This window comes from Raoultibacter timonensis (assembly GCF_022845715.1).
GTDB classification, from domain to species: domain Bacteria; phylum Actinomycetota; class Coriobacteriia; order Coriobacteriales; family Eggerthellaceae; genus Raoultibacter; species Raoultibacter timonensis.
In genome coordinates this window covers 2,804,541-2,822,099 of the sequence record NZ_AP025564.1, presented here as the reverse complement: position 1 = coordinate 2,822,099, position 17,559 = coordinate 2,804,541, and the positions used below count along the sequence as shown (strand labels likewise).

Sequence of the window (17,559 nt, the reverse complement as noted above, 5' to 3'; positions counted from 1 at the left end):
TGCCGCATGAACAGGGCGTTTTTGTATCACTATAGTAAGCCTGGACGATGATATTATGGTGACATCAAAGAGACAGGTAAGAGGTCATTGAAGAGGATATGAGCTTCGTACTCCTTGATATTGCAAAGTGTCTCGTTCGGGTGGCTTGCGTATTACCTGGAAAAACTGAATATAAAAGGAGTGCTTCCGAAAACTCAGAGCACTCCATAAACTAATACATTAGCGCACTGTTTCTATTCCCACTCGATAGTTAAATCGTGTCTCATTTTCTTCAGCCTTTTCGTAGTGAATCGTGTTTCAAAAATTGGTATAGCGGACGTTTCGTAGGCTGAATAGTCGCGGCATGAGAAACGGCCATCGCCGGAATCGTTTATTGCGAAGCAAACCGATTCGAGGAAAGGCGATGACCGCATCCGATCGTCTACTCGCATTCGGTCGGCCGTCAAAAGGCACCTCGCCGATCCTTCTCTTGCTGCCGCCGCGTTGGGAGCCTCTGTCGAAACGCTGATTCAAGATCTTGAGACGCTCGGTTTTCTTTTCGAGTCGCTCGTGGCTCATGACCTGATTGCCTACGCCGGGGCGACGGGAGCCCAGGTCAGGCACTACCACGACGACAACGACCTTGAGGAGGACCTCGTTTTGGAGGCGCCTGACGGGGCTTGGATGCCGGTTGAAGTTAAGCTTGGCGCTTCTCAGGTGGATGCGGCGGCGAAGAATCTGCTTGCCCTGAAAGGCAAGATGGAGCGTGGCGGCTATCGTCCTCCAAGTGCTTTGCTTGTGGCGGTGGGCGTTTTCGGCATTCCGAAAACGGAGGAGGCGAAAAGGACCCGCGCTCCGCGGTTTAGTATTCTTTCGCGGGCCCCTTCGGTTCTCTCCGCTCTAGATTTCGCGGATCCGCTTCGAGATGTAGCGGACGAAGTTTTCCACTATACGCTTGCCGTTCGACTTGTCCCATAGCAGATAAACTCTGTTTTCATAGTCCGAGCGGTAGGGAACGGAGATGATTCTTTGCTCGATGGGGAGGTGGGAGTTGGGGATCGCGGTGATCGCGCGTTTCTCCTCGACGAGCTGGAAGGTGTTGCTGTCGAATCCGGCCTGCACGTACTCGATATTGGCGCCCTTTTCTTTGAGGTCACGCTGCAGGGGGCTGATGATTGTAGTCGGCTTGATGTAGGGGTAGACGAACTTCTCGCCGATGATGTCGTCGATGGTGGCGTAGTCCCTGCTGGCAAGTGGATGGTCTTCCCAGACGAGGATTTGCTCAGTGACGGTCGTGATGGCGAGGCGGTTGAGCGAGTCGGGCAGAAGCGAGGGATCGGTCACTCCGAGAACCGCGGCGTCAAGGCTTCCGCCGACGAGCAGTTCGATGAGGCCTAGGACATCCCGCTCCTCGACCTTGACGACAACCTCCGGGTGGCTCGAACAATAGTCCTCGAGCCATCGCTCGACAGGATGGCTGAGAAACAGGTAGACGAAGCCGACGGACAGAGACCTCTCCTTTGTCTCCCTTGCGTGTCGCATGTCTGCAACAGCCGCGTCGATCTCGCCCAGGGCCGCCTTCGCAGCAGGGAGGAAGATGTCCCCCTGATCCGTAAGTGCCACGCTTCGAGTCGAGCGTTCGAACAGCCGCACTCCCAGGTCGCTCTCAAGGCGGGCGATTTGCTTCGTGAGGGCGGGCTGTGTGATGAAGAGACGCTTGGACGCCTTCACGAAGCTGCTCTCCTCGGCGACGGCGACAAAGCTCCTCAGATGCTCGGTGTTCATGGAATGCTCTCTGCTTTCCTGTTTCTACCTCGTATTATTCCAATTGAGAAATAATACCATCCGATTCGGTATTTCTCAATTCCGAGTTCGGCTCCGAAAATAGTGAGTTGTTGGGGATAAGGAATTATCTAAGGAGGAAAACCATGAAACCAATCCTTTCCACCGAATCCATGGATCGCCGCGGCTTCCTCGCTCTCGCCGGTTTGGGTGCAGGTGCCCTCGCTGCGTCATCGCTCGCCGGCTGCGCACCGAATGCGACCACCGCCGGAGCGGATGTATCCGCCAATGCTCAGGCGCTGCCTGAGGGCGTTCCCGCCTGGTTGGGCGTCGCGCCCGAGATATCGGAGTCCGACATCGTCGAGACCCGTGAGACTGAGATGCTCATCGTCGGCGCCGGCAACGCGGGCATGGTGGCTGCCGCTACCGCCGCTGATGCGGGCATCGATTTCGTCGTCGCCGAGGCTGCGGGCGCCGTGGCAACCGGCCGCTTCTGGAACGGCTTCGTGAACACGCGCTTGCACGAGGAGGCCGGCGTCAAGCTCGACGGCCTCAAGATCATGAACGAGCTCGCCCGCTACGCCTCGGGCATCTGCGACCAGAACGTCTACCGCACGTGGGTTGAGGAGAGCGCCGAAACCTTCGACTACGTCGACGGCATCATGTCCGCCGCCGGCTACAAGGTTTGGCTCGATCTTGACAATTACGGCAACCATGCCACTGGCGGCACCGACTACGTGATTGTTCCGATTCAGCACATGTGGTACAAGGAGGAGGAGGCCCAGGGCCTCAAGGCGCTTTCGGCCATCATCGGCTCTCGCAACCGCAACCAGGAGCTAGAGGACTATATTAACGGAAAGGGCTACCAGGTCAGCTTTCTGCACCGTCTGGTCAAGCTGATCCGCGAGGAGGGCGGCAGGGTCGAGGGCGGCATCTTCGAGACGCCCGAGGGCTATGTTCGTATCAACGCCAGCAAGGGCGTGATCATGACCTGCGGTGGCTACGCCTCCAACCTCGAGATGCTCGAGGCCATGAGTCCCATGGGCGTGAACGTGGTGGTGTCCCAGTCCGAGCCCAACAACGACGGAACGGGCCTGAAGGCGGCTATGTGGATCGGTGCGGCGAAGGACCCGGTGGGCGCCCCGATGGTGTTCGACCGCGGCGCCGTCGCTCCCGGCGTGGATGCTGGCCCCACCGGTGGCGTATATCCCAGCGCCCAGCTGCAGCCCCTCGGCAGTATTCCCTTCATGCGCGTCAACCGCAATGGTCGCCGTTTCTGCAACGAGTCAGGCCCCTATGACGTGGAGTGCTTCCAGGGCCAGCGCCAACCCGGTGGAGTGTGGGCTACAGTCATTGACGCCGATTATGCGGCCCAGGCCGCCCAGATCAACGTGATCGGCTGCGCCCGAACCGGCACCGAGCTGTGCCAGATCGCCGCCATGTCGGGCGGCTTCGAGAACGAAGGCATGTTCTTCGGGCCCCTCATGCAGCAGGGCATGTTCTTCAAGGCGGACACCCTCGAGGAGATGGCCGACCTGCTTCAGCTTCCCAAGGACGCGTTCCTCGAGCAGGTGGAGGAGTACAACCAGATGTGCGACGCCGGCGTGGACCACGTGTACGGAAAGGAGGGCTATCGCCTGACGCCCATCCGCAAGGCTCCGTTCTACGGCTATTGGACCGGCAGCTACATCATGTGCACCATCGACGGCATGATCATCAACAGTGACATGCAGGTGCTCGACACTGAGGGTCAGATTATCGAGGGCCTCTACGCGGCGGGCAACTGCTCGGGCAGCAAGTTCGCCAACAACTACCCCGAGTACTTCGTCGGCGTGGCCAGCGGTAGCGCCATGGTGGAGGGCCGCCACGCCGTGCGCCATATCCTCGGCAAGGCATAGAACGCCGCGAGACCGCGAATCGAGCTTCTCTTGCTGGGCGGCTCATGTTGAGTAAGCGCAAAAGCGCAGGCAGAGACGATTTGCGAAACGTCGTGAAGTCAGGTAAAAAGGCCCGTGATGCCGATTTGAAGCCTCGAAATCGCTTAAATCGTGGTCACGGGCCGATTCTTCAATCAGCTAGAAACATGAAAACCGCAGTTCGGATGCAATTTATACGACCTACTAGCCACTATGACCTTATTCCCACTCGATGGCTCTGTTTTTGTCGTCCCGTCATTCCAGTTGCACCCAGTTTTCGGTGCCGTCTCGAGACGAGTGCCGCCAGGTAACGCCATGTCGCGTTTCGTCGGCTTCGGGGACAAAAGCGGGGACAACTCCAAAAACTTTTTTCAAACTCAAGGGCATTGAGTTTTTGTTTTTGTCCCAAAGGGCGCGGCGGGCCGCCTTTGGAGGCTCGATTTCGCCGAAAACGCCCGTTTTGAAACTCAACCGACCTTTAGCGTGCAAGCCGCCAGCTTCAACCGCAAGTGAGTCAGCGCTGGTGGTTTTCGAGCCGTTCGCAAAACCGCAGGTCACAGGTCTTTGGTATCGGTGGGCAAAGTGAGTAGTCTCGGGGGGCTTGCCCATGAGTTGACAAGCAAGCCTTCAGAGTTTCGAGAAAACATACTGGTAGAATATGGTCTGCAAATCAATGACAGGAGACCGACGATGGCCGATATCCCGAGCAGGAAGCCCATCCTCACAATAGAACAGCAGATCGAGCACCTGAGGCGGAAGGGCGTCTCCTTCGAGCTGTGCTCCGAAGCGGAAGCCGCGCGCATCCTGGCCGGCCAAGATCACTATTTCAGACTCGCTGCCTACCGCGTGTTGTTCCCCAAACGCGTAGGCGGGCCGCGAGACGGCCAATACGCCGGGCTCGACTTCGGGCACCTCGTCGACCTCGCCGCCATCGACCGCGAGCTGCGCAGCTTCCTGCTGCCGCTGACCCTTGACGTGGAGAACTCCGCGAAGACCAGGCTGGTCGAGCGCATCACCGAAAAGCCGGACGAGGACGGCTACTCGATCTTCTCCGACTACCTTGCAGCCCTCAACCACGGCGACCGCAACCGCAGGGAGGGAGAGCTCAACCGCCTGAAAAACGACGCCTACCTCGGATCGCTCGTTTCGAGGTACCCGATTGGCGAGATGCCGGCGTGGGTCTTTCTGGAGCTGTCGTCTTTCGGCGCCTTCGCCGACTTCTACCTCTTCTGCGCCGATCGATGGGGCGATTCCGAGATGAGGGACGAGCACTACATGCTCAGGCGCGCGAACTCGCTGCGAAACGCCGCGGCGCATTCGAGCGCCATCGTGAACGGGCTCGGCTCGTCATCGAGCGCGCCGCAGCTGAGGTACCCCGCGCCGCTGGCCGCGGCTCTCGGCGAAATCGGCGTGTCCAAGCGCCTCAGGCGCTCGAAGATGCGCAATCCACGCATCCTGCAGATGACCGTCCTCGCTTACGCCTACTCTCGATTCGTTCCTAGGGAGAAAGCAGAAGGGACTCCCGAGAGGCTACTCGCTCTTGCCGATAGGTCCGAGCTTCACGGCGACTGGTACGCGGGCAGCACAGTGATAGCCTCGTCGCACGACTTCATTGCGATGGTCTTCAAAGCCTGGCTCGGGTAGGATCTGCTTCCCACTTGCGCGCAAGCTTTGCTCGGTGCTGATGTGCGCGTCAAGCATCCATGGGATTGACAAAGAGGCGTTTAGCTGCATAATGGACTCTAGTTAGAAACCCTCGGGTTTGCGGGGCGGGATCGTGAAAGCGATTCTGCCCTATTTTTTTGCTCGCACATTCCTCTTCTCGACGAGCAATTCCGGGCTACCTAAAGGAGAACATGGATGAAGCTGTTTTTATGTTCGCACTTTTCAAGTGTAGGAAGTTTGATAAAAGAAGAAATTGATAACAAGAAAGTCGCATTTATTCCCACAGCTTCGCTGCGTGAAGGCTACACCGGTTATGTCGGCTCGGCTCGAAAGCTATTTAATACACTGGGAGCAACCGTAACTGAAATTGATATTTCAACGGAAGCTTATTCAACGATACAGTCCGTTTTTGAAGATGTGGATGTAATCTATTTTACCGGTGGAAATTCTTTCTTCCTTATGGACCAGCTCCGTAAAACGGGAACGGATGAGCTGTTGAAGAAAGAATTGGCAAAGGGAAAACTGATGATCGGTGAATCGGCAGGTGCGATTATATGCGCTCCTACCATCCAATATATTGAGCAAATGGATGAAAAGCCGGAGGACTACTCACAGGAAGATGATGCAGGGCTTGATTTGATCGATTTCTATGTTCTTCCGCATTATCTTACGGCACCATTTAAGAAGGTTACCGAGAAAATAATGACTGAGTTTTCGGATTTGAATCTATGCCCAATTAACAACCGTCAGGGAATTGTAATTGATGGTGAAGGCTCAAAGGTTATTTGCAAAGACTAATTTGAAAATTCGAGTGTCCTTGAATTTTCGGACAGTGCATGATACAAGGTAATTGGTTTTCCGTTAGGAAGGCTTCCAAGTGCCGGGGACGTTTTTCCCGGCTTTTTTCTTATCCATGAGAGCAATGCGGGAACTCAGCATCTTCGTCGACGAGTCGGGAAGCGACGGCCTTTCCGACCGCCACTACCTGCTCACCGTCGTCATGCACGACCAATCCGAGAGCATCGCGGATTCGATCGCGGCATATGAGGGCGCCCTTCGCGCCAAGGGGCTCCCGGACATACCCTTCCATGCGTCGCCGCTCATGAACGGCAAGGACCAGTATTCGGGGCTCGACCTGAGGACGCGCAAGATGATGCTCGGCTCGTTCCGCGTCTTCTTCCGCCACATGCCCGTAAAGTACCACACCCTCGCATACGCGACCAAGCAGTTCGCCTCGATCGACAAGCTCGCGGGGGCGATGCGAAGGGATATCGTGAACTTCCTGTTCGACAACCTCGCGGAGCTGCAATCCTACGATATGGTCAAGGTCTACTATGACAACGGCCGGCGCTCCATCGCCGAGTCGCTGCACCGCGCAATCGAGTACGCGCTGTCGAAGGACGCCGTCGTCTACCGATCGGCGCAGCCCTCCGAGTACCGGCTTTCGCAGGCGGCGGACTACATCTGCACCATGGAACTCACGGCAATTAAATACGCGGAGCACACCGCCACCGCGACGGACGAGAAGTTCTTCGGCAAGTGGTCCGATTTCAAGAAGGGCATACTCAAAGAGACGCGCAAGAAGCTCGTCTAGAGAGGCGATCAGCCCTTGGCGGAGCGTTTACCGACAATGGAGTCTGTTACGCGGGGGGGGGTGTTGATAAGACGCCACTTAGCTGCATAATAGGTTCCAGTTAGAAACCCTCGGGTTTGCGGGGCGGGATCGTGAAAGCGATTCTGCCCTATTTTTTTGCCCCTATTTCTTGCATGCCTCAATGGCTTCCGCATTCGCTCCCCATTGGTTCAGAAAGGGTTCGGGGAAATCGTCGAGTTGATTGCGCCCTCGCGTTTTACAAAATAGAGCGCAAGGCCCTTTAGCTCGACTTATTGCCTTTTGAGCCCCGCCGCTCGTCCATCCCAGCTTGCCCAGACGGCCCTCCCGCGGTGCCCGTGTCCCAACGGATGGGTACCATTTATCCGGGTGCACCTGGGGCAACGGGCCGGCAGGCCCGCGCAAGGTCGCTCGCATAACACGCAACATCAAACACGACAGAAGAGGCGAACGACAGATGCCGGACCCCGGACGACAGCACCGCGGAAGACGAGCATTCCGACCGCAACCGAACAACTCCAGCTACTAGGCAGGCGCCCGCATGGGCGCCTTTTACTTTTCAGGGACTTAGCTGCCGGCTAAGACACGCGGCTCATGGCCGTTTCGTGAAGACGCGACCAGCTCGACCCACCTCGACCCGTCTCCTCTCCTGCCGTGCTCACCAATCGACATCAGGCGGTTCAATCGTCGCGCAGACGAAAAGGGACACGGTGCCGTGCGGGGTGCTCGCGCGGTGCCGCACGGGAAGATTGGAGGAACCATGGCACGCACAGCCGAATGCGCCGCGCCCGAGGGAAGCCAAGATCGGGACGAATGGATGACGGTGATCGAGATGCAGGAGTACATGAGGGCGAGCCGAAACAAGGCGTACGACCTCATCTGGTCGGGAGAGATCGACTCGTACAGGCTCGGAAGGAAGCTCCTGGTGTCGAGGGCGTCAGTGGACGCCTACATCGAGTCGAGGAGCGGCAGGAAATGACGGCGGCGACCGCCCCGGGAGCCGCCCGCGGCCGGGCACGCGAGGGAGCCTCGAGACGAAAGGAGCTCGAGGACGACCATGACCAAGAGCATTAGCAGGAGCCAGGTGAGGCTCATCGCATCGACCAACGCGATATTCGGCGCCGACGAGGCGTGCGCGATGCTGCGCATCAGCCGCGACGCCATGTACCGGCTCGCCAAGGACCCCGACGACCCGTTCCCGATCCGCTACATCGGCGGCAAGACACGCGACGGCATCGTGCTGCACGACGAGCTCGTCGCATGGGTCGAGCGGAACAGCATCGTCGGCTCGCCCAGAAGGGGCTAGCGCCGATGGCGGCCACAGGCCCGAAGGAGCGCGACGGCCCCTCCCCGCGCGAGTTCACGACGGTACGGCACTTCATGATGGCGGACCTGGGCCTCTCCGGCCTTCCCCTGCTCGTCTACGCGCGCATCTTCGGCTTCTGCGACGCCGGGTGCGGCTATTTCGAGAGCAAGGGCGGCCTGGCCCGATTCCTCAACGTGCAGGAGCGCAGCGTCCACCGCGCCATCCGCGACCTGCTCGACCGGGGCCTCATCGAAGAGTGCGGCATGCACGCCCCGGCGCGCGGGCACGCCACCAAGCGGTACCGCATCGTGCGCGAGAGACTGCCGCCCGGAGCGCTGGCAACTCCTGACGAATCGTCAGGGTTCCCGGCGCGAAAGGGTGACGAAATGACAGGGTTCGCCGAGAACAAGGGTGACGAACCGTCAGGGTTCGCAGCCCGAACCCCTGACGAGATGACAGGGAAACCCCTGACGATATGCCACCCAATAAGCAAAAGGGACAACAAGGACTTCAAAAGATAAGGAAGGGGCGCCCGATGGACCGAGCGGGACTCATCACCCTGGAGCAGGCCCGTGCGGCCGGGCTCTCCTTCGACGAGCCGGAGCCGAGGGCGTGCCCGCACTGCGGCGCCGCCCTCGATCCGCTCGGCGCGGCGCTGGCGGGCAGGGTCGCCTGGGTCTCCGCCGCCCCCTGCCCGTGCGAGGGCGCGGCTCGCGAGCGGGAGGCCGAGGCGCGAAGGCGCGCGGCCCTCGCCGCCAAGGAGGAGGCCGTCCGCCGGGAGAAGGCGCTCTCGCGCGCGGGCATCCCCAGGCGCTACTGGGCCGCCGAGGCCGACCGCCCCGAGTTCGCCGAGTACATCGCCTCGTTTGCGGGCAACGGGGGCGCCGGGCTCTACATACACGGGGGCGTCGGCGCCGGCAAGACGCACGCCGCCTCCGCCATGGCCAGGCTGTTCGCCGAGGCCGGCTACGACGTCGCCTTCACGACGGCCAAGGGCATGCTCGAGCGCGTGAAGGCGACGTTCGACGAGGGCGGCACCGAGGCCGCCGTCGCGCGGTACGCCAAGTGCGACGTGCTCGTGCTCGACGACCTCGGCAAGGAGGACGCGACGGAATGGTCCGTCGGCACCGTGTTCAGCGTGCTCGACGCGCGCTACGAGGACATGCGCCCGACCATCGTCACGTCGAACTACGCGCCGAGCGCGCTGGCGGACAGGCTCGCAAGGCGCGGCGAGCGCGTAACGGCAGAGGCGATCGCGAGCAGGATCTCCCAGACCTGCAGGACCGTCTACCTGGGCGGAAGGGACAGGCGCCGCCTCGGCTAGCTTGTGCGCTTCCCGTGGAGGCGCGGACGGCTCGACCCAGCTCGACTCATCGCGGGCGGCCCCACTCTCTACCGCAATCGAAATCGCTATACACGTCTTGGGCGGCGCCGACGCGCCAGCACGCACGCCTGCTCCGACTCGCACCGTGCCCCCATCGCGAGGACGCCGCCCGCCAAACAACAAACGAAAGGCGGAGGGCCCATGGACGGCTTCGAGAGGATAACCGGCCGCGAGCACGACGGGCTCGTGGAGAAGTGCCAGGAGAACGGCTGGCTCAAGGTCGGCGGCTTCGACTGGCAGGACGACCCGTTCCTCGAGGAGTACCCCTACGAGTTCTCCCGCACGGATAGCGTCGACAGGCTCCGCGAGGCGCTCGGCTCGGGCAACTGGGCCATACGCCAGGGGTTCTGCTACCGCGACCTCGCGTTCATCCAGCAGGTGAACGGCGGCGACGAGTGGTGGACGCTCAAGCGCGACGGCGACGCGTGGACCGGCTTCGAGAGCTGGAGCTTCGGCGCCATCGCCCAGGAGCCCGAGCGCTTCGAGCGCGCCATGCGCGACATGTGCGAGGCGACGCCGGAGCAGTGCCGCAGCGGCGAGTGGGCCCATCTGCACGAGAAGGCGCCCGAGCCGCTGGCGCAGCGCGCCGCGTCCGCCCGCGAGGCGAGCCGCGCGCACGCCGGGCAGGAAGCCCGCGCCCCAATGGCGCGCGAGAGGGCCGTCGGGGCCGAATAGGGACAACCGGGGCGCGAAGGCGCCCCTTTTTCATCTCGACTGGAAGGGAGGCGCGGGATGGCGAGCGACTACGGGGACGAGGCGGGCGGCAAGCTGCTCGACTGGATGCTGAGGATCGGCCAGGAGGCCGGCGCCGAGGCAATGGCGCGCAGCGCGAGGGAGCTCTCCGAGCGCCTCGCGGGAATCCGCGGGACCATCGCCGGCGGGCGCGCCGAGGCCATCGCGGCCGACGGCGTGCCGACCTATGCGAAGCTCAGCCTCGAGGAGCTCTCTGGGCTTCCCGAGTACGCGACGATCAAGGAGGTCGTCTCCGACAAGCTGCGCGCCGCGTCGGTCGAGCACCACATCATCCCCGGCGAGGGCCGCGACTGGCTGCTCTTCAAGGTGGAGGACGCCCCCGAGGTCGACGAGGCCTTCCGCCAGCTGGAGCAAGAGACGGGCAAGGCCGCCGATCGCGCAAGGGAGCGGCTCTCCGAGATAGCCGAGAGGCGCCGGGCGCCCGAGCGGCTGGCGGAGCGCGCCGAGCGTGCGCGCGAGGCGTCGAGGGCCCACAGCCAGGGCATCGGCCGGGACCGCGGCCCGCGCCAGATCGAGGGGCCCGAGAGATGAGGTGGCAGGCGGCGGCCGCGCTGGCCGCGGCGGCGTTCGCCGCGGGAGACTTCGCGGCCGCGGCAATCGCGGCGTCGGGCGCGAACCCGATCCTCGACCCGGAGGCCGCCATGGCGGCGATCCCCGCGGCGCTCCGCGCGGGGCGCGTCTTCTCCGCGGAGGCGCTTCCCCTGTGCGCCGGGACCGCCTGCGCGTGCGGCGCGCTCCTCGCCTGGGCCCGCTCACTGGGGACCAAGGGGGCCCGGCGCGACGGCGAGGAGCACGGTAGCTCCAGGTGGGCCACGCGCAAGGACATCGCGCCCTTCGGCGACCCCAAGGACCCCGACAACAACATCATCCTCACCGACAACGCGCGCATCCGCCTCGTGAGCCGCAGGTTCGACCTCTCCACCGACACCAACGACAACGTGCTCGTGGTTGGAGGACCCGGCACCGGCAAGACGCGCTACTACGTCAAGCCGAACCTCCTGCAGGCCAACGCCAGCTTCTTCGTGACCGACCCGAAGGGCACGCTCATCCGCGAGATGGGCGGCGCGCTGGCGGAGCTCGGCTACGAGATCCGCGCGTTCGACACCATCGACTTCGCGCGCTCCATGCGCTTCAACCCCATAGCCTACATACGCGACGAGGCGGGCGTCATCCGCTTCGCCCGCGGCATCGTCGCCAACACCGAGGGCGAGGCCGACCACAAGGGCGACCCCTACTGGGAGAAGGCCGAGCGCCTGGTCTACACCGCGCTCACGGCCTACCTCGTCATGCACTGCGAGCCCGCCGACCGAAACCTCGACGGGCTGCTCACGCTGCTCTCGCTCGCCGACGCACGCGACGACCCGGGCTACATGAGCCCGCTCGACATGGTGTTCCGCGAGCTGGAGACCGGCGAGCGCTACGTCAGGCGCGGCGGCGCTTCGGCGGAGGGCGGATCGCTGCGCGGCTTCGCCGAGGAGGACGGCGCGTGGGAGTGGGTCAAGGTCCGCGAGCCGGCGCCGCCCGACGACTTCGCGCTCGCGAGCTACCGCGAGTTCCGCGTCGCCGCCGGCGACACCATGAAATCGATGCTCTCGAGCTGCAACGTCCGCCTGAAGCCGCTGTCCATCCGCGCCGTGCGCGACCTCACCTCCAAAGACGAGCTCGACCTCGCCCACATGGGCGACGAGGGCGCCAAGGTCGCGCTCTTCGCGTCGATGAGCGACACCGACTCGACCTTCGACTTCCTGTTCGCCCTGCTCATGGACACGGCCGTGAGCGCGCTCTGCGCCGAGGCGCTCGAGGCGCACGGCGGCTCGCTGCCCACGACGGTGCACTTCGTCTTCGACGAGTTTGCCAACATCGGGCGCATACCCGACTTCGAGCGGACCATCGCCGTCACCCGCAGCAGGAACATCGCCGTCTCGATGATCGCCCAGTCGCTCTCGCAGCTGAAGGAGACCTACGGCGACAACAACGCCGAGACCATCGTGAACGCCTGCGACACGCTGCTCTACCTGGGCGGCAAGGCGAACGAGACCAACGAGGAGATCAGCAAGATGGCCGGCAAGCAGACGGTGGCGAGCGAGACGCAGAGCGACTCGCGGGGCGCCGGCTGGACCCGGACCGTGAACCGGGCCGTCTCCGAGCGCGACCTCATACAGCCCGCCGAGGTGGCGCGCATGCCGCGCGAGGACGCGCTCGTGCTCGTGAACGGGTGCATGCCGCTCATGGACCGGAAGTACCGGCTCGAGCGCCACCCGCGCTCGCGCCTGCTCGAGGAGGCCGCGCGCCGCGGCCCGTTCGACTTCGCGGAGTACCGCAGGCGGAAGGACGGCGCCTCGTGACGGGGCCGCGGAGGGCGCGGGCCTCCCCCGCCGCGGGGGAGGAACAGCAAGGAACATCGTCAACCGAAAGCAAAGGAGAGCAGCATGCTCGCAAACGTCATCAAGCTCGTGTCGGGCTGCGTGACCTTCCTCGGCGGCTTCCTGGTCGTGTGGGGAGCGGTCTCGCTCGGCCTGGCCATCAGGGAGCAGCAGGGCGGCCCGCAGATCGCGACCGCCATATCCACCATCGCCGGCGGCGCGATCATCATCGCCGCGTCGGTCTACTTCGGGCAGCTGGACACGTCCTGGCTGCCGGCATAGGGGGCGTCTCGAATGGCGCTCCGGATACCGGTGCAGAAGGACATCGGGGAGTACGAGGAGAAGATCGTCGGGAAGATGAGCCTGCGCACGCTCGCCTGCGTGTCGCTCGGCTTCGGCAGCGCGGTCGGGGCGGCGGCCTTCGTCCACCTGGGCCTGCGCGCAGACGTCGCGGACGCGGCCTTCCCGATCATGCTCTGCAGCATGCCGTTCTGGCTCGCCGGGTTCTGGCGGCCCTTCGGCATGCGCGCCGAGGAGCTGCTGCCTCTCCTGGCGGCCCACGAGCTCTCCCCGCAGCTGCTCGCGTACGAGCCCTGCCTCGCCGGGAGCCTTCCCGAGGGCTCGCCGCAGCCGGGCCGCCCGGGGCGTCGCGCGAGGCGCAGGGCCAGGAAGAAAGGAGCCGAGCTCTATGAGCCGAGCAAGAACCAACAAGGAGAATAGGCCGAAGCGCCCGAGCACCCTCGGGCTGCTCCTCGGCGGCACGGGCGGGCGCAAGGACGCCTCGAAGGGCGCGGAGGCCGAGCGGCAGAGGCGCCGCCGGGAGCGCGACCGCTCGCGCGAGATGGCCGGCTTCGTCGGCTACGACGCCATGTACAGGGACGGAATCGCCCAGGTGATGCCCGGGGTGTTCAGCCAGACGGTCGAGTTCTCCGACATCAGCTACCAGTCCGCGCGCAAGGAGGCGCGCGAGACGGCCTTCACCGTGATGAGCTCGCTGTTCAACTACTTCCCGGCGGACTCCCACGTGCAGATCCAGGTCGTGAACGCGCCCATCCCCGCCGACGAGGTCGGCCGCAAGGTCTTCTTCGAGCCCGGGGAGCGCGCCACGGCAGGGCTCGCCGAAGAGTACAACCGGATCCTCAACGACAAGATGCGCGAGGGCGTCTCGAACCTCGTGCGCCACCGCTACCTGACCTACGCCGTGGGCGCCGACGACGTCGACGCCGCGGTGCCCAAGCTCGCGCGCATCCGGGGCGACGTGGAGCAGACGCTCGCGCGCATACGCTGCTCGTCGCGCGCCCTCGACGGCGCCGAGAGGCTCGAGCTTTTGCAGGGGCAGCTGCGCCCGGGGTCGCGCTTCGAGTTCTCCTGGGACAAATTGTCCCCGACGTCGGGCGCGCGCACGAAGGACTTCGTCATGCCCTCCACGCTCGACTTCAAGCCCGAGGGCAGGTCGGACTGCTTCCGCAGCGACGGGCGCTACGGCGCGGTGCTCGCGGTGCGCAGCTTCGGGTCGGTCATCGAGGAGACCTACCTCGCCTCCATCATCGACCTGCCGCTGCCGCTCAACGTGACGCTGCACGTGCAGCCCATCGCGCAGAGCGAGGCGCTCGCGCTCGTGAAGCGCCAGATCGACTGGATGGACAAGGAGATCATCGACGAGCAGATGAGCGCCGTGAAGAAGGGCTACGACTACCAGATCCTGCCGCCCGAGCTGCGCTTCTCGAAGGAGGAGGCCGAGGAGCTGCTCGACTTCCTGCGCAACAAGTCCGAGCGCCTGTTCGTCTACACGGGTCTCGTCTACACCTGGGCCGACAGCCTCGAGGAGCTCGACCGCCGCGTCCAGCAGGTGACGAGCGTCGCGCAGGGCTGCACGATCGGCCTCGAGCCGCTCCACTTCCGCCAGCGCCAGGCGCTCAACTCGGTGCTCCCGCTCGGGGACAACCACGTCACCGTGAGCCGCTACCTCACCACGGGGCAGGTCGCGATGCAGATGCCCTTCGCCAGCCAGAGCCTCGACGAGGCGGGCGGCGGCTACTACGGGCAGTCCAAGGAGAGCGGGAACCTGGTGCTGTGCGACCGCAAGCGCCTGGCGAGCCCCATGGGCTTCGTGTGCGGCAAGCCCGGCTCGGGCAAGAGCTTCTCGGTGAAGCGCGAGATAACCAACACCGTGCTCGCGCACCCCGAGGACGAGGTCGTGATCTTCGACCCTGCCGGCGAGTACGGCAACCTCGTCGGCGCGCTCGGCGGCGCGAACGTCGAGCTCGCCCCGGGATGCTCGGCGGTGCTCAACCCCCTCGACACCGCCGACGTCGCGGACCGCGCCGACGCCGCCAAGCTCGCGTACAAGACCGACGCGGTGCTCGCGCTCTCGAGCGCGCTCATGGCCGAGGGCCGCGAGGGCCTGCCGGAGCGCGACCGCTCGATCATCGCCCGCTGCGTCGGCGAGGCGTACCGGGAGTGCGCGAGGGACGGCCGCCTGCCCACGCTCGGCGACTTCCACGCGGCGCTGCTCGCTCAGCCCGAGCCCGAGGCCGCCGACATCGCGCTGCGCTACGAGCGCTACGTGAAGGGCGCGTTCTCCTTCTTCAACGGCCAGAGCAACGTGGCGCTCGACAACCGCATCACCAACATCGACATGCACGGCCTCGGCCAGAACATGCGCGTGTTCGGCATGATCACGGCGCTCGAGATGGTGCGCAACCGCGTGATGGTAACGCCGCCGCGCCCCAACTACACCTGGCTCTACATCGACGAGGTGCAGAGCCTCTTCGCGCACCCGACGGTGGTCGAGTACTTCGCCCGCCTGTGGCGCGAGGGGCGCAAGTTCGGCCTCATCTGCACCGGCATCAGCCAGAACACGAGCCACATGCTGGCCAACGCCGAGGCCCGCGACATGGTGCTCAACTCCGAGTTCTTCCTGCTGCACAAGCAGTCCACCGCCGACCTCGACGCGTGGGCGGAGATGCTCCAGCTCTCCGCCACGGAGCGCGGCTACATCGGCGACGCCGTCAAGCCCGGCGAGGGGCTGCTCATCAGCGCGGGGATCCGCGTGCCCATCACCGACGACTTCCCTAAAGGCCCGCTCTACGACCTGTGGAACACCAAGCCCGCAGAGGTCGCCGAGCGCGAGATGCGCCGGGCGGCGCGAGAGGCGAAGGAGTAGCCGTGGCTCGTCCGAGCGAGGGCGGCGGGATGCTCGAGGTGGTCGGGGCGCAGCGCCGCGACGTGCTCACCGCGGGCGACGTCGCGGAGACCGAGCGCGACTCCCTGGGAAACGTCTCGGAGGGTGCCGGCCCGCTCGACGAGGCGGGAGGCCCCGCCGCAACGGCGAAGGGGCGCCCTTCCAGGCCCGACGCGCCGGAAGGCGGGCTCGGGGACAAATTGTCCCAACCAGCCGGCGACCGGCGCGCGGCGGCCGCGATGCGCTCGCGCGTCGATGCGGCGAAGCTGGCGATCGCCCGGGAGGCCGTCTCCCAGCTCGACGACTCGGAGGAGCTCGAGGGCGCCTCGGGCATGTACGACGCGGGGCGTGCGGCCAAGAAGGCCGCGGGAGGGCTGCGGCAGAGGAAGGCGAAGAAAGCAGCCCAAGGCAGCCGCAAGGCGGCGACCGCCCTCGGCGCCCCAAAGGGAGGCGCGCGCGGCCCCGAGGCAGCCGGCGCGACCGCCCCGGCCAAGCATCAAGCGGCCCAGGCGGCCGCGCAGGCGTCGGGCGAGGCGGCCCGCGCCGCGGGGTCGAAGGGCGCCGCCTCCGCGATCGCGGGCGCGGTCTCGGGCGCAGCGCCCGCCCTGCTCGGGGCGGTGGCCGGCATCGTGGCCTTCGCCGCCTGCGCGCTCGCCGTCGCGCAGCTGCTGAGCGCGCTGTTCGGCTTCTGGGACGACGCGGCCTCCAAGCAGGGCCTCGAGGGGCTGCCGCCCTACATCACCTACGAGATGGTCGAGGCGGCGCTCGAGTGCCAGGAGGAGTACGGGCACCCGGCGGGCTGCACCATCGCGCAGATCATCCAGGAGTCCGGCCAGGGCGACCGCATGAGCCAGCTCGCAGAGCGCGACCACAACCTCTTCGGCATGAAGTGGTGGGCGGGCTACGCGGGCTGCCCCGAGGTGGCAGGCAAGGCGAACTGGGCCACCAGCGAGGAGTACGTGCCCGGCGAGCACACCCAGATCACAGCGAGCTTCATCCGCTTCACCGGCGACGCCGAGTGCATCCGCTTCCGCAGCAGGGTCTTCCTGCAGGCGGAGCGCTACTCGGGCAACGCCCTCATCCGCGAGGCGATCGAGAGGCACGACTCGGACAGGATGGCCGAGGGGCTCAAGGACGCCGGCTGGGCGACCGACTCGTCCTACGTCGAGTCCCTGAAGTCGATCATGGCGCAATGGGGCCTCTACAGGTTCGACTCCATGACGGTCGAGGACCTGAAGGACCCGGCCGCGAGCGGGAACGCGATCGTCGAGGCGGCGTACAGCCAGCTCGGCGTGCCCTACGTGTGGGGAGGCTCGACCCCCGGCAAGGCGCTCGACTGCAGCGGGCTCACGCAGTACTGCTACGCGCAGGCGGGCATCCGCATAAGCCACTACACGGGTTCCCAGTACGAGGAGCTCAGGCGCATACCGCTCTCGGAGGCGAAGCCCGGCGACATCCTCTACCGCTCGGGCCACGTGGCCATCTACATCGGCGACGACAGGTACATACACGAGCCGCGAACGGGCGACGTGTGCCGTATAGCGAGCGGCATCGGCAGCTTCAGCTGCGCGCTCACCGCGAGATAGGAGAAACCAATGCAGGGAAAGTCAAGGGT

At 64.6% G+C, this 17,559-nt stretch carries 18 protein-coding genes; 16 read left to right on the top strand and 2 right to left on the bottom strand.

Annotation, left to right across the window (positions count from 1 at the left end; genetic code table 11):
- Positions 1–372 precede the first annotated feature (372 nt).
- Entirely contained in the window at positions 373–957 is a 585-nt protein-coding gene (locus MWL89_RS16415; protein ID WP_425226287.1) for a DUF4143 domain-containing protein, read from the top strand.
- Here the strand turns inward: MWL89_RS16415 and MWL89_RS11595 are convergent.
- Complete coding sequence (locus MWL89_RS11595; protein ID WP_244386154.1) at positions 880–1,764, bottom strand: LysR family transcriptional regulator; 885 nt, start codon at positions 1,762–1,764, stop codon at positions 880–882. The genes MWL89_RS16415 and MWL89_RS11595 overlap by 78 nt on opposite strands.
- Positions 1,765–1,907: 143 nt before the next feature.
- Between MWL89_RS11595 and MWL89_RS11590 the strand changes: the two genes are divergently transcribed.
- Positions 1,908–3,659, top strand: a complete 1,752-nt coding sequence (locus MWL89_RS11590) for an FAD-binding protein (RefSeq protein ID WP_244386153.1) — start codon at positions 1,908–1,910, stop codon at positions 3,657–3,659.
- Positions 3,660–3,932: 273 nt separating this feature from the next.
- Here MWL89_RS11590 and MWL89_RS11585 read toward each other — a convergent pair whose 3' ends face one another.
- Entirely contained in the window at positions 3,933–4,286 is a 354-nt protein-coding gene (locus tag MWL89_RS11585) for a hypothetical protein (RefSeq protein WP_244386152.1), read from the bottom strand.
- Between the two features lie 81 nt (positions 4,287–4,367).
- Between MWL89_RS11585 and MWL89_RS11580 the strand changes: the two genes are divergently transcribed.
- The 14 genes from MWL89_RS11580 to MWL89_RS11515 all read left to right on the top strand — a co-directional run bounded on the left by MWL89_RS11580 (position 4,368) and on the right by MWL89_RS11515 (position 17,530).
- On the top strand, positions 4,368–5,321 hold the full coding sequence (locus tag MWL89_RS11580) for an Abi family protein (protein ID WP_244386151.1): 954 nt from the start codon (positions 4,368–4,370) through the stop codon (positions 5,319–5,321).
- Positions 5,322–5,537: 216 nt separating this feature from the next.
- Complete coding sequence (locus MWL89_RS11575; protein ID WP_244386149.1) at positions 5,538–6,140, top strand: Type 1 glutamine amidotransferase-like domain-containing protein; 603 nt, start codon at positions 5,538–5,540, stop codon at positions 6,138–6,140.
- A 124-nt stretch (positions 6,141–6,264) separates the two neighbouring features.
- Positions 6,265–6,936: a DUF3800 domain-containing protein gene (locus tag MWL89_RS11570; protein ID WP_244386147.1), complete on the top strand. Its 672-nt coding sequence runs from the start codon at positions 6,265–6,267 to the stop codon at positions 6,934–6,936.
- Between the two features lie 778 nt (positions 6,937–7,714).
- On the top strand, positions 7,715–7,933 hold the full coding sequence (locus tag MWL89_RS11565; protein ID WP_042433142.1) for a helix-turn-helix domain-containing protein: 219 nt from the start codon (positions 7,715–7,717) through the stop codon (positions 7,931–7,933).
- A gap of 78 nt (positions 7,934–8,011) precedes the next feature.
- Complete coding sequence (locus tag MWL89_RS11560; protein ID WP_101677788.1) at positions 8,012–8,260, top strand: helix-turn-helix transcriptional regulator; 249 nt, start codon at positions 8,012–8,014, stop codon at positions 8,258–8,260.
- Between the two features lie 5 nt (positions 8,261–8,265).
- The gene (locus MWL89_RS11555) at positions 8,266–8,781 is read left to right on the top strand and encodes a hypothetical protein (RefSeq protein WP_244386145.1); all 516 of its coding nucleotides are present in this window, start codon (positions 8,266–8,268) and stop codon (positions 8,779–8,781) included.
- 14 nt (positions 8,782–8,795) lie between these two features.
- The gene (locus MWL89_RS11550; protein ID WP_244386143.1) at positions 8,796–9,584 is read left to right on the top strand and encodes an ATP-binding protein; all 789 of its coding nucleotides are present in this window, start codon (positions 8,796–8,798) and stop codon (positions 9,582–9,584) included.
- A 201-nt stretch (positions 9,585–9,785) separates the two neighbouring features.
- On the top strand, positions 9,786–10,319 hold the full coding sequence (locus MWL89_RS11545; RefSeq protein ID WP_033500213.1) for a hypothetical protein: 534 nt from the start codon (positions 9,786–9,788) through the stop codon (positions 10,317–10,319).
- A 57-nt stretch (positions 10,320–10,376) separates the two neighbouring features.
- Entirely contained in the window at positions 10,377–10,928 is a 552-nt protein-coding gene (locus tag MWL89_RS11540; protein ID WP_244386141.1) for a hypothetical protein, read from the top strand.
- Positions 10,925–12,742: a VirD4-like conjugal transfer protein, CD1115 family gene (locus MWL89_RS11535; protein WP_244386139.1), complete on the top strand. Its 1,818-nt coding sequence runs from the start codon at positions 10,925–10,927 to the stop codon at positions 12,740–12,742. Before MWL89_RS11540 ends, MWL89_RS11535 begins: the two co-directional genes overlap by 4 nt.
- Positions 12,743–12,826: 84 nt before the next feature.
- Positions 12,827–13,042: a hypothetical protein gene (locus MWL89_RS11530; protein WP_006234636.1), complete on the top strand. Its 216-nt coding sequence runs from the start codon at positions 12,827–12,829 to the stop codon at positions 13,040–13,042.
- A gap of 12 nt (positions 13,043–13,054) precedes the next feature.
- Positions 13,055–13,480, top strand: coding sequence for a PrgI family protein (locus MWL89_RS11525; protein ID WP_244386137.1), 426 nt, complete (start codon positions 13,055–13,057; stop codon positions 13,478–13,480).
- On the top strand, positions 13,449–15,926 hold the full coding sequence (locus MWL89_RS11520; protein ID WP_425226271.1) for a VirB4-like conjugal transfer ATPase, CD1110 family: 2,478 nt from the start codon (positions 13,449–13,451) through the stop codon (positions 15,924–15,926). The genes MWL89_RS11525 and MWL89_RS11520 overlap by 32 nt, the downstream gene beginning before the upstream one ends.
- Before the next feature lie 2 nt (positions 15,927–15,928).
- Positions 15,929–17,530 (top strand): NlpC/P60 family protein, encoded by a 1,602-nt coding sequence (locus MWL89_RS11515; RefSeq protein ID WP_341801922.1) that lies wholly within the window; start codon positions 15,929–15,931, stop codon positions 17,528–17,530.
- The last annotated feature ends 29 nt before the right edge of the window (positions 17,531–17,559 follow it).